At 55.6% G+C, this 22,329-nt stretch carries 18 protein-coding genes; 10 read left to right on the forward strand and 8 right to left on the reverse strand.

From position 1 onward, the window contains the following. Positions 1-50: 50 nt before the first annotated feature. The 4 genes from DS878_RS11770 to DS878_RS11785 form a co-directional block, all read right to left on the reverse strand. Complete coding sequence (locus DS878_RS11770; protein WP_113816134.1) at positions 51-827, reverse strand: outer membrane protein OmpK; 777 nt, start codon at positions 825-827, stop codon at positions 51-53. Between the two features lie 63 nt (positions 828-890). Further along, positions 891-1,811 carry an ABC transporter permease gene (locus DS878_RS11775; RefSeq protein WP_113816135.1) on the reverse strand — a complete coding sequence of 307 codons (921 nt, stop codon included), beginning with the start codon at positions 1,809-1,811 and terminating at the stop codon, positions 891-893. 1 nt (position 1,812) lies between these two features. After that, the gene (locus DS878_RS11780) at positions 1,813-2,919 is read right to left on the reverse strand and encodes an ABC transporter permease (RefSeq protein WP_113816136.1); all 1,107 of its coding nucleotides are present in this window, start codon (positions 2,917-2,919) and stop codon (positions 1,813-1,815) included. Beyond that, on the reverse strand, positions 2,906-4,441 hold the full coding sequence (locus tag DS878_RS11785) for an ABC transporter ATP-binding protein (RefSeq protein WP_113816137.1): 1,536 nt from the start codon (positions 4,439-4,441) through the stop codon (positions 2,906-2,908). The genes DS878_RS11780 and DS878_RS11785 overlap by 14 nt, the downstream gene beginning before the upstream one ends. 236 nt (positions 4,442-4,677) lie before the next feature. Between DS878_RS11785 and xdhA the strand changes: the two genes are divergently transcribed. Genes xdhA through DS878_RS11820 form a run of 7 tightly spaced genes read left to right on the forward strand, consistent with a single transcriptional unit; the run spans position 4,678 to position 12,783 of the window. After that, positions 4,678-6,141 (forward strand): xanthine dehydrogenase small subunit, encoded by a 1,464-nt coding sequence (xdhA, locus tag DS878_RS11790; RefSeq protein WP_113816138.1) that lies wholly within the window; start codon positions 4,678-4,680, stop codon positions 6,139-6,141. After that, positions 6,134-8,488 carry a xanthine dehydrogenase molybdopterin binding subunit gene (gene xdhB / locus DS878_RS11795; protein WP_113816139.1) on the forward strand — a complete coding sequence of 785 codons (2,355 nt, stop codon included), beginning with the start codon at positions 6,134-6,136 and terminating at the stop codon, positions 8,486-8,488. Before xdhA ends, xdhB begins: the two co-directional genes overlap by 8 nt. Next, positions 8,488-9,351 (forward strand): xanthine dehydrogenase accessory protein XdhC, encoded by an 864-nt coding sequence (gene xdhC, locus DS878_RS11800; protein ID WP_113816140.1) that lies wholly within the window; start codon positions 8,488-8,490, stop codon positions 9,349-9,351. The genes xdhB and xdhC overlap by 1 nt, the downstream gene beginning before the upstream one ends. Next, entirely contained in the window at positions 9,348-9,848 is a 501-nt protein-coding gene (gene uraD / locus DS878_RS11805) for a 2-oxo-4-hydroxy-4-carboxy-5-ureidoimidazoline decarboxylase (RefSeq protein ID WP_113816141.1), read from the forward strand. Before xdhC ends, uraD begins: the two co-directional genes overlap by 4 nt. Continuing rightward, on the forward strand, positions 9,845-10,189 hold the full coding sequence (uraH, locus tag DS878_RS11810) for a hydroxyisourate hydrolase (protein ID WP_113816142.1): 345 nt from the start codon (positions 9,845-9,847) through the stop codon (positions 10,187-10,189). The genes uraD and uraH overlap by 4 nt, the downstream gene beginning before the upstream one ends. A 23-nt stretch (positions 10,190-10,212) precedes the next feature. Continuing rightward, on the forward strand, positions 10,213-11,577 hold the full coding sequence (gene guaD / locus DS878_RS11815) for a guanine deaminase (protein WP_113816684.1): 1,365 nt from the start codon (positions 10,213-10,215) through the stop codon (positions 11,575-11,577). 3 nt (positions 11,578-11,580) lie between these two features. Beyond that, positions 11,581-12,783 (forward strand): urate hydroxylase PuuD, encoded by a 1,203-nt coding sequence (locus DS878_RS11820; RefSeq protein WP_113816143.1) that lies wholly within the window; start codon positions 11,581-11,583, stop codon positions 12,781-12,783. A 62-nt stretch (positions 12,784-12,845) separates the two neighbouring features. On the opposite strand, the gene DS878_RS11825 is transcribed toward DS878_RS11820, so the two are convergent. Next, positions 12,846-13,883 carry an isopenicillin N synthase family dioxygenase gene (locus DS878_RS11825; protein WP_113816144.1) on the reverse strand — a complete coding sequence of 346 codons (1,038 nt, stop codon included), beginning with the start codon at positions 13,881-13,883 and terminating at the stop codon, positions 12,846-12,848. 552 nt (positions 13,884-14,435) lie between these two features. Here DS878_RS11825 and DS878_RS11835 point away from each other — a divergent pair. Then, positions 14,436-15,797, forward strand: coding sequence for an amidohydrolase family protein (locus tag DS878_RS11835; RefSeq protein ID WP_113816146.1), 1,362 nt, complete (start codon positions 14,436-14,438; stop codon positions 15,795-15,797). A gap of 60 nt (positions 15,798-15,857) precedes the next feature. Here DS878_RS11835 and DS878_RS11840 read toward each other — a convergent pair whose 3' ends face one another. Next, complete coding sequence (locus tag DS878_RS11840) at positions 15,858-16,925, reverse strand: BMP family ABC transporter substrate-binding protein (RefSeq protein WP_113816147.1); 1,068 nt, start codon at positions 16,923-16,925, stop codon at positions 15,858-15,860. A gap of 368 nt (positions 16,926-17,293) precedes the next feature. Here DS878_RS11840 and DS878_RS11845 point away from each other — a divergent pair, with 368 nt between their 5' ends. Further along, positions 17,294-17,686 (forward strand): globin, encoded by a 393-nt coding sequence (locus DS878_RS11845; RefSeq protein WP_113816148.1) that lies wholly within the window; start codon positions 17,294-17,296, stop codon positions 17,684-17,686. A 107-nt stretch (positions 17,687-17,793) separates the two neighbouring features. Further along, positions 17,794-19,539 (forward strand): SulP family inorganic anion transporter, encoded by a 1,746-nt coding sequence (locus DS878_RS11850; RefSeq protein ID WP_113816149.1) that lies wholly within the window; start codon positions 17,794-17,796, stop codon positions 19,537-19,539. 8 nt (positions 19,540-19,547) lie between these two features. Here DS878_RS11850 and DS878_RS11855 read toward each other — a convergent pair whose 3' ends face one another. Beyond that, positions 19,548-20,750: a multidrug effflux MFS transporter gene (locus DS878_RS11855; protein WP_261977794.1), complete on the reverse strand. Its 1,203-nt coding sequence runs from the start codon at positions 20,748-20,750 to the stop codon at positions 19,548-19,550. Positions 20,751-21,018: 268 nt separating this feature from the next. Next, on the reverse strand, positions 21,019-22,227 hold the full coding sequence (gene glcF, locus DS878_RS11860) for a glycolate oxidase subunit GlcF (protein ID WP_113816151.1): 1,209 nt from the start codon (positions 22,225-22,227) through the stop codon (positions 21,019-21,021). Positions 22,228-22,329: the final 102 nt, after the last annotated feature.

Consider the following 22,329-nt stretch of genomic DNA (forward strand, 5'->3'; position numbering starts at 1 on the left):
CATTTGTTCAGGAGTCCGACAGGATGATTCTGCCGGACTCCTGCACCGGATCAGAAGTGGAATTTCACCAATGCACTGACTGAGCTCTGATCGTCCATCAAAGTGTCACCCAGACCATACTTGTTGTTCCAGTACTGATACTCGACACCGGCGTAAAGAACGCCAGGCGAGCCCCAGAAGTTACCCACGTCCATTTTGACCTGTGGAGTGAACTGGAACTCGGACTTATGATCGGATTCTGCAGAGGTCCAGTCGATGTAACCATCGATGAGGAATTTGGCAGCACCAATATCGAACGGATAGGCCCAGGTTACTGTCAGCTGCTTCTCGTCAGCGACCTGCTCATTATCAACATAGTAAACGCTGGTATTGAAATACATGAAGCCAGGAATGTCCCATGCCAGACCGATACCGCCCATATAGTTATTTACCTGGGTGCCGCCGCCAAACTCGTACTGGGCCGCCAGGCGTACGTCTTTGATCGGACCAAAGCTGAGATCTTTACCAGTCAGCCAGCTGCCGCTCACGTTGGGCGCGAATTCCCCGTATACGTTATCCGCCCCTTCTACTGAACCCTGACCCTGGTCACGGTCGATGAAGAAGAAGGTGCTGCCCCAGTTGTGGGCGGTGGCATTTTCGAAGGTGAAATAAGTCGCCTCGTATTCAAAACCACCATTGCCGCCTGCGTCGAACTGGACCCCCTGATACTGGTTACTGTGCAGTATGGAGATACTGGAGCCTCCGAAGAACTTCTCAGCGTGAGCAGCAGGAGCGAAAGATGCGGCAGCCACACAGCTGGCAATCAATGTTTTACGAAGTGCATTCATGGTTAATCCTCTAGGGTTACTTTCTTCATTACGTTAGGGTTGGAACTCTTCAGATCATTATTGTTAGCATCCCGGCCGGTATGGCTGACCGAGGGAAAGTGGAGTATTGAGTCGGGTTCGGGCCGGGTTCCAGGACAGTAGAACCAGCATCAGAATGGTCACCAGATAAGGCAGCATGGCCAGCAACTCCGTGGAGCTTTTCCAGCCCAGCCCCTGAAGCACCAGGTGCAGGATACTGGCCGCACCAAACAGGTAGGCACCCAGAATCAAGCGCTCCGGCCGCCAGGTAGCGAACACCACCAGAGCCAGGGCTATCCAGCCACGGCCGGCTGTCATGTTTTCCGTCCAGAGCGGGGTATAGGCCAGGGACAGATATGCACCTGCAAGCCCGGCCATAGCACCACCAAAAGCCACTGCCAGGTATCGCACCAGCAAAACCTGAAGCCCATTGGCGTTAGCCGCCTCAGGATCCTCGCCAATAGCTCTTAAAAGCAGACCAGCCCGGCTGTAACGCAGAAACAGCGCCACGCCTGCGAAGGCAATAAAAGAGACGTAAACCAGTGGATCCTGATCGAAGAACACACGACCCAATACGGGAATATCACTCAGCAACGGAATGGCCACCCGGGAAAAGCCCTCAATGGATGAGCCCACAAACCCCGCCCCGAGAAATGCACTCAGGCCAGTGCCGAATATGGTCAGAGCCAGTCCTGCTGCGTATTGGTTTGCTGCCAGAGTGACCGCCATGAATGCAAACAGCAGGGACATACCAATACCGGCCACAATGGCTGCAACAACCCCAACCAACAGGCTCCCACTGGACAGCGCGGCTGCAAATCCAGCCACCGCGCCCATCAGCATCATGCCTTCCTGCCCCAGGTTTAGAACTCCTGAGCGCTCACAGATCAGCTCGCCCAGGGCTACCAGTAACAGCGGGGTTCCGGCAACAACAGTTGCGGCAAGGACATTAACTATCAGTTCCATTTCAAGCCTCCTGCGACGCAGTTGTGACTGCCGCACTTAGGGGTTGCAATGCCGCTTTCCTGCGCCGGATCCGGTAATGGATAAAGGCATCGCATGTGAGCAGATAAAACAGCAACAGCCCCTGAAACAACCCCGTAACAGCCTTCGGCATATGCATGGCAATCTGCAGCATTTCTCCACCTATGAAGGTCAGCGCCAGCAAGGCACTGGCCGCAACAATGCCCAGAGCATTCATCCTCCCCAGAAACACAACAATGATCGCGGTATAGCCGTAGCCAGGAGACACCTGAGGCACCAACTGACCAATAGGACCAGTTACTTCAGAAGCTCCCGCCAGCCCGGCTGTGGCGCCGCCGATCAGAAATGCAAACCAGGTCAGACGGCGAACACCAAAGCCGGCAAATTCTGCCGCCCGGTGATCCTGACCAACGACATTCAGCTGGAAGCCAATAAAACTGCGGGCAAACAGAACCCACACCGCCACCGCAGCCAGCAAGCCGAACGCCAGTCCCAGATGCAAACGGGTACCCGGAATCAGGGCCGGCAGCAGTGCCGAATCGGAAAACATGACTGACTGAGGAAAACCGAACCCGAATGGATCCTTGAGTGGTCCGTGCACGGTGAACAAGAGAAGATTCAATGCAATGTAATTGAGCATTATGGTCGTGAGGATTTCATTGCAGTGCAGATGGGTTTTCAGCCCTGCTGCAATCGCGGCCCAGACCATACCGGCGAGAACACCTGTCAGCAGTACAAGAGGCAACACCCAGAACCCACTGGATTCCGAGAGTTGTATGGCCATCACGCTGGCACCCAGAGCCCCCATCAGGAAATGGCCTTCAGCACCAATATTCCATACCCTGGCGCGGTAACACACCGTCAAACCGGCCGCGCACAACAGCAACGGCGCCATTTTCAGGCCCAGCTCCGAGAGCCCTGACAGATCACTGACCGGTGTTATAAAGAAGAATTTCAGGCCTTCCACCGGATCTTTTCCCATCACCAGAAACAGCACAAAGCCGGTAATGATGGTCAGAACCAGGGCCAGCAAAGGTGAAGCCCAACGCATCAGTGACGATGGAACAGGACGGCGCTCAAGCAACAGCATGGGCAACCTCCCCGGATTCAAATTCCCCTGCCATCCACTGTCCAAGCTGCTCAATGTTCAGCTCCGACGTGGGGGCCAACGGAGACAAACGGCCATCGCAAAGTGCGCCAAGGCGATTACACAGCTGATAAAGTTCATCCAGATCTTCAGAAATCAACAGAATGGAGGCGCCTTCATCCCTCAGCCGCACCAGGGATTCATGGATAGCAACAGCTGACCCCACATCAACACCCCAGGTAGGATGGGATGCCACCAGAAGACGGGGATTCTGAAGAGCTTCCCGACCAATAATGTACTTTTGCAGATTGCCCCCGGACAGACTTCCGGCAGTGTTGTTTTCACCAGTGCAGCGAACGCCAAACCGACGGATTACTTCACGGGAAAACTCCCGGACCCGGCCAGAACGAACCAGGCCCCGACTTACCAGACCCTCCCCGGAGGCAGTCAACAGAGCATTATCAGCGAGTGACATGTCGGGCACAGCACCTCTCCCAAGGCGCTCCTCCGGCACAATCGCCACGCCCAGTTTCCGACGCTGATCCGGAAACAGGTTAGCGATATTCACCCCGTCCAGAGTGATAGTTCCGGTTCCTGTGCGGATTTCCCCGGACAAGGCTTTGAGAAGCTCGTCCTGGCCATTACCGGCAACCCCGGCAATACCGACAATTTCCCCTTTGTGTAAATCCAGATTCACATTACTGAGACTGGTCCCAAAGGGATCCTTACTCTTCCAGCCAAGACCTCTGATCTCTATCAGAGTGGCTCCCGGTTCTGCTGCAGTAACCTGGGTAGAAATCGGAGTATCGTCACCCACCATCAGCCGCGCGATGTCGTTAGCTGATATGTCCGCAGGCTGACAATCACCACTAACCCGCCCCTGACGCAACACCGTAGCTGTGTGACAGAGGCTACGCACCTCTTCGAGTTTGTGGCTGATAAACAGAATACTGCAGCCTTCTTTCGACAGCTTTCGCAGCGTCGCAAACAGGGTGGAAACTTCCTGGGGAGTGAGGACCGATGTCGGCTCATCCAGAATCAGCAGGGTCGTTTCCTGAATCAGGCAACGAACAATTTCCACCCGCTGACGCTCCCCCACCGACAAAGTGCTCACGTAACGTCTGGGATCCAGAGCCATACCGTAGCGCTCGGAAACTTCGCGTATACGCTGGTTCAGCCTGGCGCGGTTGCGAGCTTCATCCGGAGGAAGACTGAGCGCAATGTTCTCGGCTACGGTCAGCGTCTCGAACAGTGAGAAGTGCTGAAACACCATACCAATACCCATACGACGAGCCTGGGCGGGGTTATCCACCCGCACTTCGTGGCCATTCCAGACAATCCGCCCCTGGTCCGGCTGGATCACGCCATAGATCACCTTCATCAGAGTGCTCTTGCCAGCACCGTTCTCCCCCAGAAGCGCGTGAATCTCTCCCGCGCCTACCGTGAGGTCAATGCCGTCATTGGCCCGGCACCCCGGGTATTCCTTGACGATGTTTTCCAGTTTCAGGCGTATCGCCGAAGTCATACACAGTCCCGTGTTCGTTCTAATGTACCTGGCCAGAATTCATAAACTGACCAAACAATCAACATTTGAGGTACCAGCAATATGCTTGCCAAAAATTAATAAACATCAAAAATCAACGAAACAAACCAATTGGTCAGCTTTTTGCAGAAACCTGACAGGACACATTGAGCAGCCTGCCTGTAGCCAAAGGCAGGACACCCCGAAACACCGCAAACAGACTGCTAGCGGAGAGAGCTGTGATCGAATTCCTTCTAAACGGTCAAATTGAAAAACTTGACCAGGCCGACCCAAATTTGAGCATCCTGGAATGGTTACGCACCAAAATGCGACTTACCGGCACCAAGGAGGGATGTGCCTCCGGTGATTGTGGGGCCTGTACTGTCATTACCGGTACACCTGACCAGAGCGGGAGCATCCGCTATCAGGCAATAAACAGTTGCATCACCTTGCTGGGCAGCCTTCACGGCAAGGAACTCATCACTATTGAAGCCTTCCAGCAGGAGCCGGGGCACCCAGTACAGAGCAACATGGTAGAAATGCACGGAGCCCAGTGCGGCTTCTGTACACCAGGTATTGTTATGTCCCTGGCCGCACTGCACGCCAACCGTAAAGAAAGTGAGACCAGCAACGGCCAGATTCTTGAGGCCTTGTCCGGCAACCTGTGCAGATGCACCGGCTACCGGCCCATTATTGAGGCAAGCCACCAGGCAATGGTGGAGGAATGGAAGCCGGATTCGGATCATCCAGCCGTGGGAATGGCCAGCAGGCTCCCGGCACCAGAACTGGGGGGCATTCACCAGGACAGCTTTACCCTGAGCTCACCCCAAGGTGCACGCTATGACTCACCTGTAAGTCTGGAAGAGCTTCGCACCCTGCGCCGCGAAGCCCCTGACGCTCGGCTGGTAGCAGGCGGCACAGACCTGACGCTGGAGATTACCCAGCAGCTCAGAACCCTGGACCACCTGATAAGCCTGGAGCGCATACCCGAACTGCAAGGTTGCACCCTGGACGGAAAGGAACTGGTGATCGGCGCTGCCACAACTTACCAGCAGTTCCGGGAACCCCTGTGCGCACTCTGGCCGGCTTTTGACTCAATGCTGGACCGTCTGGGATCACTTCAGATCCGTAACAGGGGCACGCTGGGTGGCAACATCGCCAATGCATCGCCGATTGGTGACATGCCCCCTCCACTGATCGCACTCGGCGCGACACTGGTACTGGATGGCCCCGAAGGCGAACGTCGCCTGCCGTTGGAAACGTTCTTCCAGGGTTATAAACAGACCGCTCTCCAGCCTGGCGAGTTCATTCGCTCTGTGCGTGTGCCCGTACCCGAAGCCAACGAAAGTCTCTACATCTACAAGGTATCCAAACGCCTGGATGATGATATCTCGGCGGTTCTGGGAGCCTTCCGGCTGACGATCGACAAGGGCGTTGTCCGTGACTGCCGCCTGGCCTTCGGTGGCATGGCAGCCACCCCTGCGCGGGCTGTTCAGGCAGAGGCCGCCCTGACCGGCCAGCCCTGGAGTGAAGAAACCCTGGAGACCGCAATTGCAGCCCTGGACAGTGATTTCTCGCCTCTGAGCGATGTTCGTGCCTCCTCCGGCTATAGACTGCAGGTTGCTGGAAACCTGTTAAGACGCGCCATGCTGGCGTCTACCTCTCTGCCCGGCGAACAACTGATGGTGACCGACTATGCGTAAACTCCCCCTGAACACACCGGCTCCGGCGCATAGCGCCCGCGGGCTGGCTGGCCATAGCGTGAAGCACGACAGCGCCTGGAAGCATGTCAGTGGCCAGGCACGCTATATTGATGACTTGCCCACCCCCGAGGGCATGCTCCACGCAGCTGTGGGCCATAGCGAACAGGCTCATGCCCGCATAGTGTCCATGGATCTGGACGCAGTTCGCCAGTACCCCGGTGTTATTGCCGTGCTTACCGCAAAAGACGTACCCGGACACCTGGATATAGGGCCGGTTTTTCCAGGCGATCTGGTACTGGCTGACGATATCGTTGAATACATCGGGCAGCCGGTCTTCGCCGTTGCCGCAACCTCCCATGAAGCGGCTCGCAAGGCAGCAAAGCTGGCGAAGGTTGAGTACGAGGCCCTGGATGCTGTCGTTACCGTTACCCAGGCACTCGACAAAGAATTCTTTGTTCGTCCCAGCCAGACACAACAACGAGGCCAACCGGAGCAGGCGCTGACACAGGCACCCAATCGCCTCAGCGGAGAACAGTTCGTGGGTGGGCAGGAGCACTTCTACCTGGAGGGCCAGGCGTCGCTGGCCGAGCCAACCGAAGACAGAGGCATGTTCGTTCATACCTCCAGCCAGCACCCTTCTGAAGTTCAGAAACTGGTGGCTGAGGTACTGGGACTGCCCATCCACGAAGTTCATGCAGAAGTTCGCAGAATGGGCGGAGGCTTTGGCGGCAAGGAAACCCAGGCGGCCCCCGTAGCCTGCATCGCAGCGTTGCTGGCCAACGCAACCAACCGGCCGGTGAAATACCGACTGTCCCGCGCAGATGACATGATCCAGACCGGCAAACGACACGACTTTTACAACACCTACGACATAGGCTTTGATGACGATGGCCTGATCCTTGGTGCTGACCTTATGGTTGCCGGGCGTTGCGGAAATTCCCCCGACCTGTCCGACGCCATCGTTGACAGAGCCATGTTCCACGCCGACAACGCCTACTACCTGGATCAGGCAAGGGTCACCGGTCACCGCTGCAAAACCCACACGGTTTCCAATACGGCGTTCCGGGGTTTCGGCGGCCCTCAGGGCATGATGATCATCGAACACGCCATGGACGACATTGCCCGCCATCTCGGCCGGGACCCACTCGACATCCGCAAACTCAACCTTTACCGGCCGGGGCGGGATACGACCCACTACGGCCAGACAATTGAACAGCACGTACTCCCGGAACTTGTCGAAAAACTCGAAGCAAGCTCCGACTATCGCAAAAGGCGCAGCGATATCAAGGCTTTCAATCAGTCCAGCCCGGTACTCAAGCGCGGCCTGGCTCTGACACCGGTTAAATTCGGGATATCTTTCACCGCCAAACATCTCAACCAGGCGGGCGCCCTGGTAAACATTTACACCGATGGCAGCATCCAGGTAAACCACGGTGGTACCGAGATGGGACAAGGCGTGTACATCAAGGTGGCGCAAGTGGTGGCATCAGCCTTTCAGGTCGATATTGAACGTGTAAAGGTATCCGCAACCCGCACCGACAAGGTGCCCAATACCTCGCCCACGGCTGCATCGTCAGGTTCTGACCTGAACGGCATGGCAGCGCTGGATGCCTGCGAAAAGCTTATGGCGGGCCTGACAGAGTTTGCGGCCAGCCACTGGTCCGTAGCGCCAGAGGAGGTGACTTTCACTGATAACCAGGTGCAGATCAACGACCTGAGGATGCCCTGGGCAAACTTCATCCAGACGGCATATATGAACCGGGTCCCCTTGTCCTCATCCGGTTTCTACGCCACACCGAAGATTCACTACGATCCCGAAACAGGCACGGGGCACCCGTTTCTGTACTACTCGAACTGTGCAGCCTGCTCCGAAGTAGTGGTGGATACATTGACCGGGGAATACCGGGTCATGCGCACCGATATCCTTTTCGATGCCGGGCGTTCGCTGAATCCGGAGATCGATATTGGCCAGATTGAAGGCGGTTTCGTTCAGGGTATGGGCTGGCTCACCACCGAAGAACTGGTTTACAACGATGACGGCAAGCTGCTGACCACAGGCCCCGCCAGTTACAAAATCCCTGCGGTATCCGACTGTCCGCCGGATCTGCGCGTCGAGTTGCTGCCAGACAGCCCGAACCGTGAAGCTACGATATTTCATTCCAAGGCTGTGGGCGAACCCCCGCTGATGCTGGGCATCGCCGTATGGAGCGCGCTTCGCGACGCGGTTTCCAGCCTTACCGGCTACCGCTTCAGCCCACCGCTGGATACCCCTGCAACACCAGAACGGGTTCTGGCTGCAATCACCGCGTGCAAGGCATGGCAGGAACAGCATAGGGAGAGCGCCTGATGGATCGCCGGCTTAACTGGTACCAGGCCGTTGCCCTGTGTGAAGACCAGGGCGAACCCTATGTTCTGGTGACGGTACTTGGAGTTACAGGTTCGGTACCCCGTGAGCCCGCCAGCAAGATGGTGGTCACGGGCACGCAGAGCTACGACACCATTGGCGGCGGACACCTGGAATACCGGATCTGCCAACAAGCAAGGGAACGTCTGGCCAGGAAGGAATTCATCAGCGAAATGGCCAACTTCCCTCTGGGCGCGAGCCTTGGCCAGTGCTGTGGAGGAAGTGTTTCGGTTCTTCTGGAAGCTCACCCGGGATGCGAACAGGAACTGGTCATTTTTGGTGCCGGTCATGTAGCAAAAGCCCTGGTGACCATTCTTGGCGGGTTACCCTGGAGAATAACCTGGGTAGATGAACGTGCCGAGCAGTTTCCGGCTGATTGCCCGGGGAATATCCGCATTCACCACACAGATGATCCTGTCGGTGATGCTCCTGCATTGTGTGCCGGCAAACAGGTGCTGATTCTGACCCACAACCACCAACTGGACTTTGACCTCTGCCGCACCCTGCTGACCAGCGGAGACTGCGCAGGTATTGGCCTGATCGGCTCGGACACCAAGGCCGGGCGGTTCCGCAAACGACTGGATCACCGGGGCTTCAGTGCTGCCGACATTAACAGCATTCGCTGCCCGGTGGGGCGCGCCGATGTACCCGGAAAACGCCCCATGGAGGTCGCCGTTTCCATCAGTGCCGAACTCCTCAGCCTGACCGCCTCTCATGCTCAGACAACACCAGCACGCAGGGGCCTGGCCTGGAAGGAGCTCAAGGGATTGATCAAAAATACTGAGACAGGAGATATCTCGGAATGACCACAGAGACACTCAACACAATGTCCCGGGATGAAGCAGAAGCTCAGCTGCGCAACTGCTGCGCCGCTGAAACCTGGGTAAAGGGTATGCTGGAAGGCCTGCCCTATCGTGACAAAAGCGCCCTGATCACCCAAAGCCGTGACCTGTGGCCGAAGCTGACTGAACAGGACTGGCTCCAGGCCTTCAGCGCACACCCGAAAATAGGTGATATCGACAGCCTGCGAGCGAAATACGCCAGTACGCGGGCAATGGCCAGTGGCGAACAGGCAGGTGCCCGCCAGGCCCCGGAGGAAATTCTGCAGCGCCTTAAGGCCGGTAACGATGCCTATCAGGAGAAATTCGGCTTTATCTTCATTGTGTGTGCCACAGGTAAATCCGCCGGGGAAATGCTGGAGCTTCTGGAATCACGCCTGACACAAACCCGGGCTCAGGAACTTGCGACGGCGGCAGACGAACAGGCAAAAATTACCGAACTACGACTGGAGAAACTGCTATGAGCCAGAAGAGCCCCGTGACCACGCACATTCTGGACCTGGGGAGTGGTACTCCCGCAGCCGGCGTGAACGTTTCACTGTATCGGATCATAGGCCAGACCGAGACTCCCATCGCCCAGGGCACTACCGACGCTGACGGACGCGTGATGAACTGGTTCGACACCCCCATTGAACCCGGCCACTACCGGCTCCGGTTCGCCACCGGCGACTGGTATCAGTCACGTGGTCTGGACACTTTCTTCCCCGAGGTCTGTCTGGATTTCCAGGTCAGTGACCCGGACACCCACTACCACGTCCCTCTGCTGCTGAACCAGTGGGGCTTCTCAACCTACCGGGGAAGCTGATGAGTATATTCTCCGACACAACACTGCCTATTGGCTGCGAAGTGCATCGTGGAGCCTTGCTCCATTTCCTGGATAATCCCGGCAATAACCCGGAACCCAGCCCGAACAGCATGGAGTACTTTGAGGACGGCGTGCTTGTTGTGCATCAGGGCAAGGTGCTTGCCGCAGGCGCAGCCAGCGAATGGCTCCCACGGTTACCCGCCTCCACCCAGGTTACCTGCTGGCCTCACGGCCTGATTGTTCCCGGTTTTATCGACACACACGTCCATATGCCACAACTTGGCGTTATGGCCAGCTATGGAACACAACTGCTCGATTGGCTGGAAACCTATACCTTCCCCCACGAGGCACGTTTCAGCGATGCCGACTGGGCCAGGGTCGAAGCCCGCCGGTTCACCGACCTGCTTTTGTCTCACGGCACTACATCGGCACTGGTGTTCTGTACCTCACACCCGGAGTCGGTCGACGCCTTGTTCGAGGCGGCCGAAGAGCGTGGCATGGGACTGACCGCCGGTAAGGTCATGATGGATCGGCATGCACCGGAAAACCTGAAAGACACAACCTCCGGCAGCTACACCGACAGCCTGGAATTGCTGGAAAAGTGGCATCACCGTGGCCGCCAGCGTTATGCCATTACGCCCCGCTTTGCCGCCACGTCAACTCCGGAGCAACTTACCCTGGCCGGTCGACTGGCATCGGAATACCCGGATGCCATGGTGCAGACCCACTGGGCCGAGAACATCGGGGAGATCAAATGGGTCGGCGAACTCTTCCCCGAACGCACAAGCTATCTCAACGTCTACGACCACTATGGACTGCTCGGTGATCATACGGTGCTGGCCCACGGAATTCACATCAACGATGAGGATCGCCAGCGACTGGCAGATACCGGCAGCAGGATTGCCTTCTGCCCTACATCCAACACCTTTCTTGGTAGTGGCCTGTTCGATTTCAGGGCCGCCTGTGAAGCCGATGTATCCGTTGGTCTCGCCTCTGATGTTGGCGGAGGCACCAGCCTTTCGATGCTTGCCACCATGGCCGAAGCCTACAAGGTCTGCCGCATGCGCGGGCAGACCATGACGCCCTGGCAAGCCTTTTACCTGGCCACTCTGGGTAATGCCAGGGTTCTGCACCGGGATAAAGAATGCGGCAACTTCGAGCCAGGAAAAACTGCTGATTTTGTCGTACTGGATCACCACGCCTCGCCGATGCTCTCCATGAAAAACCTGTTTATCAACAACCTTTCAGAAACACTCTTCAACCTGATGATCCTGGGAGATGACCGGGCCATCGCCGCTACCGTTGTGACCGGACAACTTCAGTATCAACGAGCCGCCCTGCCTCAGTCCGGAACTTCGCCCACCCATTCTCACACGCAAGGAGCCTGACCCATGGAAGCATATCTGAGCGAATGGCTATCTCTTCTCGTTCGCTGGTTTCATGTTATTGCCGGAGTCGCCTGGATCGGTGCCTCATTCTATTTTGTCTGGCTGGATAACCATCTCCGGGAGCCGCCGGAATGGAAAAAGAAGGAAGGCATCAAGGGTGATCTCTGGGCCATCCATGGTGGCGGTATCTATGAAATAGCCAAGTACAAGCTCAGCCCCAGGGAGATGCCCGATGAACTTCACTGGTTCAAATGGGAAGCCTACTCAACACTGTTAAGCGGCCTGGCCCTGCTGTTCGTTGTCTACTACATGGGCTCACCCGGTTACCTGATTGACCCGACAAAAGCAGACATCAGTGTGGGCACTGCGATGGCCATCGGGCTAGGCACCATTGCTGTCGTGCTGGCTATATATGAAGCACTGATTCGCAGCCCGCTGGCAGACAACGGCAAGGCCTTTGGCCTGATTCTGTTTGCCATTCTTTTAGTGGCAGACTGGGGCCTGTTTCAGGTATTCACCGGGCGCGGTGCTTACATTCATGTGGGCGCCATAATCGGAACCATCATGGTGGCCAATGTCTTCCTGGGGATTGTCCCCTCCCAGCGAGCGCTGGTAAGTGCCATAGAGAAAGGTGGTGATCCGGGTGCGCGGGTAGCCCGCCTGGCTATGCTGGCCAAGCTGCGCTCCACTCACAACAACTACCTTACCTTGCCGATCCTGCTGATCATGATCAGCAACCACTACCCGCTGCTGTATGGTCACCCCTATGGCTGGGCGGTTCTGGCGGCCATAGGATTCATCGCGGCTTTTGCCAGGCATTACTTCAATCTGCGGCACAGAGATATCAACCAGCCATGGATACTGGTTGTTGCGGCAATTCTGACCGCTACGTTAATCTGGGTTATCGCCCCGGCTCCGGTCACATCAGAAGCTGCCGGCGGTCAGACTGTAAGCGACGAAACGGCCAGTGCAATCATCAGTACTCACTGTGTAGCCTGCCACTCCAGCGCCCCCAGTCATCCGGCATTCCAATCGCCGCCAGCAGGTATAATGTTTGATGAGCTGTCACTGTTGGCCAATCACGCTGGCAAGGTTAAACAAGTGGCCGTTGACTCCCATTATATGCCTCTGGGCAATGTTACCGGCATGACCGACGAGGAACGCCAGCAACTGGGACAATGGCTGATGAACAACCAGCCTGAGTAAGCAAGCAAAACAAAAAGGCCTCCAACAGGAGGCCTTTTCCGGACTATGATTTTACTTCATGGCTATTGCTGCTTCATCGCTTTGGCTGTTTTCTCCGCCGCATCGAAATTGGCCTGAATGCGTTGCAAGAGGTAATCACGGGCAGAAATCGGAGGATATTTCTTTTCCGGGCCCTGGATGATCTTGTCCTTGTTGGCCTGGCAGAAGAACGCCATGCTGTAGCGGGGACCGTTGTAGTCTCCCGGTTTTGGCATCCGCACCCTGTGCAGGGTCGATTTCAGACGGTCATCACTCCAGCGCATCAGCATGTCGCCGATATTGCAGGTAATACGCTCTTCCTTCGGAGTAACAGTGAACCACTCACGTTCATCACCTTTGCCTTCAGCGTCCTTACCCGGACTCACCTGCAAGCCGCCCTGGTTCTCCTGCTGAAACACCATGGTCAGGCAGTCGAAGTCGGTGTGTGCTCCCGCCCGCCAGATTGATTCGTCCGGAGTTGTGCCTTCAGGTAGCGGCAGGTAATGCAACAGACGCAGCGTGCTCTGGTACTCTTCCGAGCTCCGGTCATGGGCATGGGTGAAGAACTCCCGCTCGAAACCCAGTCTCTCGGCAAAACACGACAGGATCTTCATACCCAGCTGCCAGGCCCTGTATTCAAAATCCAGCATAACCCGCTGGAACTCGGGCACCACAGTCTGGTTTGGCCACAGGTCATCCATGTGTGGCAGGGTAATCTGGAAGGATTCCTTGTCATCTGCGGTACCTGTGGAAGGCCGCACCTGTGATCTGAACTCCCAGCCTGAGTTGAGGCCCTTTTTGAGTGGGTAGCGCTGTTTCTCTGACTCAGGTAATGCAAAGAACTGTTCAGACAGACCAAAAGCCTGCTTTATCAACGCCAGATCCAGACCGTGCCCTGACAGCTGGAAGAAACCGACTTCCGTGGCGGCCTGCCACAGTTGATCAGTAATGTCTTCCCGGCGCTGCTCGAAGTCAGTCAGGTCAATTACGGGGACATCACACTCAATCTCCTTCCCCATACCACCGAAGGTAGTTTCCAGGTTCAGTTCCTTGAGTGCGTACTTTTCTTGAGGATTAGTCATTGGGCCTCCCGGGGCACATCATCAGAAGATAAACAATGTCCGGAGGCAAACTGGGCGTGAAAACCAGGCGGTCAGGCAAGTTCATAGCCGTCGCCGCCAATCACGCCTGTTGCGCATCCGATCAGCGACTGAGCAATGACCCGAAACCCCTTTTACAGAGGATCCCTGACAGCTTCTACTCAGAGTGGCAGGCTATCAATCTGCAGCCTGCCCTAACCCCGGAAATGCAGCAGGATCCATGCCAGCATAATTGATTTAGCGCCTGCCCCGATAACGCCTCTCGCAGCGCCAACCCGGCACACAAACCACCTACCACCGAACGGCAAAAACGAACCAATTCAGGGCAGGCCCCGGATTTCTGCCCCAATACAGTACTCTCCTGTAAAGGTTCCCGGGCACAAAGCATTGCCCTGACCATACGGTCAATAAATGGAAGAGTTCTTGCATCCGAATCTGGGTCAAATACCCAGCAAAAGAGTAGAAGCGGTCAGAGGCGCTGCAGATTAGCGCCAGCCTCGGGACATTGCTCTTGGTAACATGAAGGAGCAAGCATTGAACTACCTGATTCAGAACGCCAAAGCCATAGCATCCGAAACAGCCCCGGACGCCCGGGATATCCGCATTCGCGACGGCCGAATTACCGAAATGGGCCTGAACCTGGCGCCGACGCCGGAAGACCCGGAAACCCTTGTTGATGCTTCCGGCTGTGTTGTATGGCCCGGCCTGGTCAACACTCACCACCATCTTGCCCAGTCCATCATGAAAGGTGTTCCGGAAGGCCTCAACCACAACCTTGGGGAATGGCTGAGCAGCGTACCTTTTCGCTACTGGCCCAGGGTAACGCCTGACATGATGTATCACGCTGCACGCCTCGGCCTGTATGAGCTGATCCGGTCCGGCGCCACAACCTGTGCCGACCACCATTACCTCTACCACAACACCACCAGCCCCGAGCTTGAGGAAGCGGTCTGGCAGGCTGCCGAGGAACTGGGGATTCGCATGGTGCTCTGCCGTGGCAGTGCGACGGAGGCCGGATCCCATGAAGGCATGATAGAACACGGGATTGCAGCAGAGACCATAGAACAGATTATTGACCGTCTTGATGCCACCCGGAAAAAGCATCATCAAGCCGGCCCCGATGCCATGAAGAAACTGGTGGTCGCGCCCACCAGCCTGATTCATTCAAGCTCGCCGGAAGGGCTTAAAGCCCAGGCCCGGTGGGCCAGAGAAAACAACCTGAAAATGCACTCCCACCTGCTTGAGGTAGGCTTTGACGAAAGTCAGGCCCGGAGCAAATACGGCATGAGCGCCATCGACTACGCAGAGTCCTGTGAATGGCTGGGGCCGGATGTCTGGTATGCCCATCTGGTGCACAGCGATCCCCATGCCATCAGCCGTCTTGCGGCCACAGGTACAGGCATTGCCCACTGCCCCACATCAAACTGCCGGCTGGGCAGTGGCATAGCTCCAGCCATTGATATGGAGGCTGCGGGCATACAGATAACTCTGGGTGTGGACGGTTCGGCGTCAGCGGAGTCGGGCTCCATGCTTCAGGAGCTCAACCTTGCCTGGCTCATCCACCGTGCGCTGAAAGGGCCAAGGGCCACCACATTGGAACAGGTACTTGAATGGGGCAGCCGCAACGGCGCTGAACTGCTGGGGCTGCACGACACCGGCACTCTGGACGTGGGCAAAGCCGCCGACCTGGTTCTGTACGACATAGACCAGCCCCGCTTCGCCGGTGTCCACAGCCCTCTGATGGCTCCACTTATGTGTGGCGAACCTGTGCACGTGCGGGACAGCTTCGTTCAGGGGCGGCAGATAGTAGCAGGAGGCCAGGTAAATGGTCTGGATGAATCCGAACTGACCCGAAACGTTCAGGACTGCGTGTCCCGGCTATTACGAGAAGCCTGACACGCAAAAGGCCGGCAGGATTCGCTCCTGCCGGCCCGTATAGCCCGTTAACAACCAGCCTTATTTGGACAAGGTGGCAGTCATCCCTTCCACGTACCAGTCCATACCTGCCAGTTCTTCATTCGTCATGGAAACGCCTGCAGGAACACGCAGCTCACCCGACTGATCTTTGAGCGGGCCGGTAAATGGATGGAACTCGTCGTTGGTCAAGGCATCAATCACCGAATTGACCTTCTCCTGTTGCTCGGCAGACAGACGTTCACTCAGTCCTACAACCTCAACAGTACCCTCAGACATTCCGCCCCAGTAATCTGCAGGTTCCCAGGTACCATCCATAACAGACTGCACGGTGTCGATGTAATAAGGCCCCCAGTTATTAACAACAGATAACAGGTGTGCATCTCCGCCAAACCCGCGCATATCAGAGGCCTGACCTACTCCCCATGCACCGCGTTTGTCGGCAGCAATCAGAGGAGCCGGGCTGTCCGTATGCTGAACAATGACATCTGCTCCCTGATCCATCAATGCATTCGCTGCATCGGCCTCTTTAGCGGGATCAAACCATGTATTGACCCAGATAACTTTTAGCTCAATATCCGGATTCACTTCCTTGGCACCGAGATAAACAGCATTGATGTCACGGATAACTTCGGGAATCGGGAAAGAGGCAATATAACCAAGGGTATCAGTCTCTGTTACCAGACCAGCGGCAACGCCTGTTGCATAACGCCCCTCATAGGTAACAGACAGATAGGTTCCCAGATTTTCGTCTCTTTTGTACCCGGTGGCATGCAGGAATGTTATGTCCGGATACTCTTTCGCAACCCGTAGAGTAGGGTTCATGAAACCAAAAGACGTTGTGAAAATGATATCGTTACCTGCCTGTGCGAGACGCCTTATTGTGCGTTCAGCATCAGCGCCCTCACTTACGTTCTCCACGTAGGTCGTTGCAACTTTTTCACCGAAATGATCCTCTAGAGCGAGGCGGCCCTGATCATGCTGATAACTCCAGCCGTGATCCCCGATAGGGCCAACATAAACAAAACCAACTTTCATGGGATCATCTGCCAGAACAGATGTGGGCAGCGTCAGTATCGCAGCGAGCACCAGACCAGACTTGAGTGTCATTGAACTTCTCCTTGCGGATTGCATCTCAGATAGTTTCTGAAGTGAAAATGCTTCAAAAGGTCTTTTGCAAAAAGCTGGCCAAGAGTTCAGTTTTTGCCAGGGGGCGCTGATAGCAGGTGCAGCCTGTAGGAAAAGCCGACAGTTTGCGAAATTAACTTAAACCAGAGGTTGAAACGCACCAAACTGAGACAGTTGCTGCACGGTTCTGTGCCAATGACAGGAAGTTGGCCATGATGTGTGATATTCAATATTCACGGAGCCAGAGACTGCCTTCACGTTAACAAAATTCAACAGAAGACATTGCACGCAACCACTATTCTTGGAGGCTTACCTAAATATTTTTAGTTTCGCAAGGACATTTATTGCACATGAACGACACAGATCTGGTTTTCCAAAGCTATGGCCGCTGCTGTAACCGAGACGAGTTTTTTATCGATTTTTACGATCATTTCATGTCAAGCTCGGAGGCGATCAAACAACGCTTTGTGAACACTGACATGGCCGCACAGAGACACCTGCTGCGCAACGGGGTACTGCAACTGATTCTGACGGCAAGAGGCATGCCAGACCGCAAGCTCAGAGCGCTTGGTGAAAGCCACAACCGTTCAAATTATAATATCCAGCCTGAATGGTATCCATTGTGGCTTGATGCATTATTGAAAACTGTGCGCCGCCATGATCCCGAATATACCAGGGATCTCGAAAGAGCATGGAAAGAAGTACTGACACCGGGAATTAACCTGATCCGGGAAGCCTACTGAGCGCAGCTCACCAGAGGGCGGCCGGACAGAAACTGATATCCCTTGATTCAGCCTGTTGATTTCCACACACTTGCAGACCGGCCCGCCCTCAAACGAAAACTGCTTTTATGTTCTATAAATTGCTGCCCGGTCTGCTTTGGTTGCAGGGATATACAACCCATACGCTAAAACGGGATGTGATATCAGGCCTCGCCATTGGCGTCATGCTCATTCCACAAAGTATGGGCTATGCTGTACTTGCCGGCCTGCCACCGGAGTTCGGGCTCTACGCTTCAATCTTCCCGCCGCTTTTATACGCCTTACTGGGAACCTCCAACAAGATCTCCGTCGGGCCAGTCGCTCTGGATGCCATACTGATCCTATCCGGCCTCAGTGTGCTGGCCGAGCCCGGGTCAGACCAGTACCTTCAGCTTGCCATCGAGCTGACCCTGCTGGTAGGGCTGATCCAGTTCCTGTTCGGGCTTCTTCGGTTTGGTTTTATTGTCAACTTTCTCTCCTACCCGGTTGTTGTTGGTTATACCTCTGCTGCAGCTATCATCATCATTGGCAGCCAGCTCCAGAACCTGACCGGCGTTCATGTAGATAGTACCAATGTGCTGGATCTCTGCTGGCAGCTGTTAACAAGCATAAGCGACTGGCACCCGGTTACGGTGGGAATCGCAGTGGCCAGCTTACTCTTTATTTTTTTCTGCAAACGCCATGCGCCAAAATTCCCTAACGCCCTGATGCTGCTTGTCGGCACCATGCTGCTCTCAGGGCTTTTTCATGCCGGCCAGGCAGGTGTAGAAGTAATCAATTCTGTGCCAAAGGGTTTCCCGGCACTTCAGATACCGGATATCAGTTTTGCGAAGCTTGGAGAGTTACTGCCGGTGGCCTTTACAGTGGCCTTTATGGGGTTTGTGGGAACTATGTCGATCTGCAAATCGCAGGAGTCGCCGAAGGACAAACATAGCGTGCAGCCTAACCAGGAGCTGGTTGCGCTTGGTCTGGCCAATGCACTGGGCGCGATGTTCCGCAGTTTCCCGGTATCCGCCAGCTTTTCCCGCAGTGCAGCTTTGCGGGAGGCAGGAGCCCTGACTCAGGTATCTGCAATCGTATCGTCTGGCCTGATCGCTGTTACAGTTGTCTGCCTGACACCGCTGTTTACCGATTATCCCTTACCTAAAGCCGTTCTGGCAGCCATCATCGTGATGTCGGTACTGGGACTGTTCAAATACAAAGAAATGAAAGCCCTGTTCCAGCAGGACAGAAAGGAGTTTGTGATCCTGCTGGTCACTTTCCTCATCACACTGTTACTGGGAGTTCAGCAGGGGTTGCTTGTGGGCGTGGCAGTATCACTGTTGCTGGTTATCTACAACAGCACAACTCCTCACATCACAGAGCTTGGCAAAATCGATGGCGAGGACCTTTACCGGAACATCCACCGTTTTGAAAGTGTGAGTGTGCGCAAGGATCTGCTGATTTTCCGCTTTGATGCGCCGCTGTATTTTGCCAACAAGGACTATTTCAAATCACGGCTGTACAGCATGATGAAGCTGCGTCCAGAGGGCTCCCTTAAGGCAGTCATACTGGATGCACAGGCTATCAGCAGCATAGACAGCACCTCGCTGATCATGCTGGAAAGCGTGATCGAAAACCTGCAGAGTCAGGGTATCCAGCTTTACCTTGTAAGCCTGATCGGCCCGGTTCGTGACACCCTCACGCACTCAGCGGCGTTGCGGGAGTATTTGCTGAACGAGCACATGTTCCCTCAGATAACTGATGCCGTTCTGTACATTGACCAGGGCATCAGCTCCCGGGCTTCAATCGCCAGGCAAAGTAATGCCGCAAAAACCCGACGGCGCCAGAAGTGATGTTCTGACTATGCCCGGCTTTCCCGCTCGACTGCCCCAGGCCCACCTGCGGCCAGTATGGCAGCACCAAACACACAGACAGCCATCACCATCACAATGGGCAGCAGCGCTCCACCGGCCAGAGTGGTCGATAGGGCGCTAATGGCGCCGGCGATGGTGAACTGCGCCGCCCCGAGCATCGCAGCAGCTGTCCCCCCGAGATGGGGAAAGAATTCCAGCGCGTTGGCCATATTGTTGGGAACGATTGCCCCCATGAAACCAACGGACATAATCACGCAGATAGCAACAACCCAATAGGGCGCACCAGCCCAGGCACACATCACCAGCACGCTGACGGCAACAGCCTGCAGAAACACGCAGGCTCTGAGTATCCGTACCGACTGATAGCGCTTGAGTAAGCGGCGGTTAAGCAGATTCAGGCTTGCCATGGCGACAATATTAGCGGCGAACAGAGTAGAAAAAGTGGCGTTTGAGAGCCCGAACCATTTCTGATAAATAAAGGATGCGTGCGTGATAAATACGAGCATTGCACTGAAGCACAGCGCTTGTATGCCAACAAACCGCATAGTTACGCGATGGCGGAGTACCAGCCCATAATTGGTAACCAGAGTAGACAAAGGCGTCTGTTCCTTTTTCCGGGGAGGCAGCCGCCGGAATAACACAAAATGAAGAACAACAGCCAACAGCACGCCATAGCACGCCAGCGCTATAAAAATAGTATGCCACTCGCTCAGATATAACAGCAGAGTTCCAATTGAGGGTGCGGCTGCAGGCGCTATGAACATCACAAGGCCAATCAACCCGAACAGACGTGCAGCATCCTGCCCGTGGGTCTGGTCACGCACGATAGCCGGCACAGACACCGCACAAAATGCCCCGCCAATCCCCTGCACAATACGCCAGCCAAGCATCTCAGGAAGAGTCTGGGCCTGGGCAATCATGAAGGCAGCACAGGAGAACACCGCCAGGCCGGTGAGCAGAATCTGTTGTCGGCCATAACGATCAGATAAGGGGCCGCCCAGCAGCTGTGCAAGCCCAAGGGCACCAACATAAGCACTGAGCGTCAGTCCGACATTTCCGTGGGCAATACCCAGCTCAGCAGCAATCAGAGGGAAGGCGGGCAGATATGCGTCTAGCGCAAGCGGGCCAAGCGCAACAGTCATGCCCAGAAGGATGGCTAGCTGGAAATGAGATAAGGGTGTTGTTTTCAAAGCGGTATTCGAACTGAAAGTTGAACAGGGAAGATCAGAAAAAGCATGAAAAACCTTACATTGTCAGGGTGTTTACCAGGAAACCAATCCACAAGATCAACGCAAAATACACTCCCGGCTCAAAGCCTGGCTGATATTGCGGCGTTTATGGCACAACCAACCACTCCCTGTGATGAGGTTAATTGCCGAAGCAGTATAACGCGCACAACAGAGAATGGCATGAGGTCTTTCAGAGGCTGACACACAGTGCGGGACACTGCCATGACATTTATTGGTCGAGCAGCTCTACCCAGTGCTGTACCGGCACCTTTGATTTCGTCTCCAGGTGCATCTGGCAACCGATGTTGGCGGTTACGATACGATCAGGATCGTCTATGGTCAGGGCCTTGAGTTTGTTGCCCAGCAGCTTCTGGCTGAGCTCCGGCTGCAGTACCGAGTAGGTGCCTGCCGAGCCACAGCACAAATGCTTGTCTTTGGTAATAGCCAGATTGATGCCCGCTTTGGTCAGGACCTGCTCTACAACGCCACTCTGTTTCATTGCGTGCTGCAAAGAACATGGGCAATGAAAAGCCACCTTGCCAGGGCTCTGTTTGACCTTGAGAGACTCAAGATCCTGTTGCAGCAGGAAGGCACCAAGGTCCGTACACAACTCACTGACCTTCTGAGCTTTCGCTGCATACACCGGGTCGTCTCGCAGCAGGTGTCCGTAGTCCTGAACCATGGCCCCGCAACCAGACGCTGTCATCACCAGAGCCTCCGCCCCCGCTTCGATAGCTGGCCACCAGGCATCAATGTTCTGGCGCATACGTTCCAGGCCTTTTTCATGCTCGGAAAGGTGATAATTCACAGCTCCGCAGCAACCAGCTTCCGGCGCTTCAACCATGGTAATGCCAAGCCTGTCCAGAACCCGGGCTGCAGCTGCATTGGTGTTTGGCGTAGCAGATGGCTGGACGCAGCCGGCCAGAGCCAGAACAATCCGGTTGTGGCTTGCCGCCGGCCAGGGGCTTGCCTGTTTTCTGGGAGGAACTTTGGTACGCAGTTTACCGGGCAGTACGGGAGAAAATGCCTGCCCGAGACGCAGCATGAAGCTGAACAGTGCACGGTTGGGAAGCACCCGTGCCAGAGCCCAGCGCATCCATTTGTCTTTCGGAGCCCGGGGCAACTCTTTATCGATGAGGTTTCGGCTGATGTCCACCAGACGGCCGTACTGCACCCCGGAAGGACAGGTGGTTTCGCAGCTGCGGCAGGTGAGGCAACGATCAAGATGCTCTCGGGTTTTTTCAGTAACTTCGGCGCCTTCAAGGAACATTTTCATGAGGTAAATGCGGCCACGGGGACCGTCTCGCTCATCGTTCAGCTCCTGATAGGTCGGGCAGGTTGCGGTGCAGAAGCCGCAGTGAACGCAGGCTCTGAGGATAGATTCTGCCTCCTGCCCTTCCGTTGTGTTGGCAAATTGTTGAACCAGGTTAGTTTGCATGTTTTACCTGCTAAAGAATCTTGTTCGGTGGTGTCGCGATCAGGCAGATGTGTCTCTGAAACACGCTGTGAATACTTCCCTGTACGCTTGGCTGCGCCATCC

The organism is Marinobacter sp. F3R11, from assembly GCF_003318275.1.
Taxonomy (GTDB): domain Bacteria; phylum Pseudomonadota; class Gammaproteobacteria; order Pseudomonadales; family Oleiphilaceae; genus Marinobacter.

Bases quoted from the DNA above. Each gene is read 5' to 3' on its own strand.
- uraD (WP_113816141.1), top strand. From the start codon at position 9,348: ATGACCACAGAGACACTCAACACAATGTCCCGGGATGAAGCAGAAGCT.
- glcF (WP_113816151.1), bottom strand. From the start codon at position 22,227: ATGCAAACTAACCTGGTTCAACAATTTGCCAACACAACGGAAGGGCAG.
- DS878_RS11850 (WP_113816149.1), top strand. From the start codon at position 17,794: ATGTTCTATAAATTGCTGCCCGGTCTGCTTTGGTTGCAGGGATATACA.
- DS878_RS11770 (WP_113816134.1), bottom strand. From the start codon at position 827: ATGAATGCACTTCGTAAAACATTGATTGCCAGCTGTGTGGCTGCCGCA.
- DS878_RS11840 (WP_113816147.1), bottom strand. From the start codon at position 16,925: ATGACACTCAAGTCTGGTCTGGTGCTCGCTGCGATACTGACGCTGCCC.
- uraH (WP_113816142.1), top strand. From the start codon at position 9,845: ATGAGCCAGAAGAGCCCCGTGACCACGCACATTCTGGACCTGGGGAGT.
- DS878_RS11785 (WP_113816137.1), bottom strand. From the start codon at position 4,441: ATGACTTCGGCGATACGCCTGAAACTGGAAAACATCGTCAAGGAATAC.
- DS878_RS11845 (WP_113816148.1), top strand. From the start codon at position 17,294: ATGAACGACACAGATCTGGTTTTCCAAAGCTATGGCCGCTGCTGTAAC.
- DS878_RS11820 (WP_113816143.1), top strand. From the start codon at position 11,581: ATGGAAGCATATCTGAGCGAATGGCTATCTCTTCTCGTTCGCTGGTTT.
- xdhC (WP_113816140.1), top strand. From the start codon at position 8,488: ATGGATCGCCGGCTTAACTGGTACCAGGCCGTTGCCCTGTGTGAAGAC.
- DS878_RS11775 (WP_113816135.1), bottom strand. From the start codon at position 1,811: ATGGAACTGATAGTTAATGTCCTTGCCGCAACTGTTGTTGCCGGAACC.
- DS878_RS11780 (WP_113816136.1), bottom strand. From the start codon at position 2,919: ATGCTGTTGCTTGAGCGCCGTCCTGTTCCATCGTCACTGATGCGTTGG.
- DS878_RS11825 (WP_113816144.1), bottom strand. From the start codon at position 13,883: ATGACTAATCCTCAAGAAAAGTACGCACTCAAGGAACTGAACCTGGAA.
- xdhB (WP_113816139.1), top strand. From the start codon at position 6,134: ATGCGTAAACTCCCCCTGAACACACCGGCTCCGGCGCATAGCGCCCGC.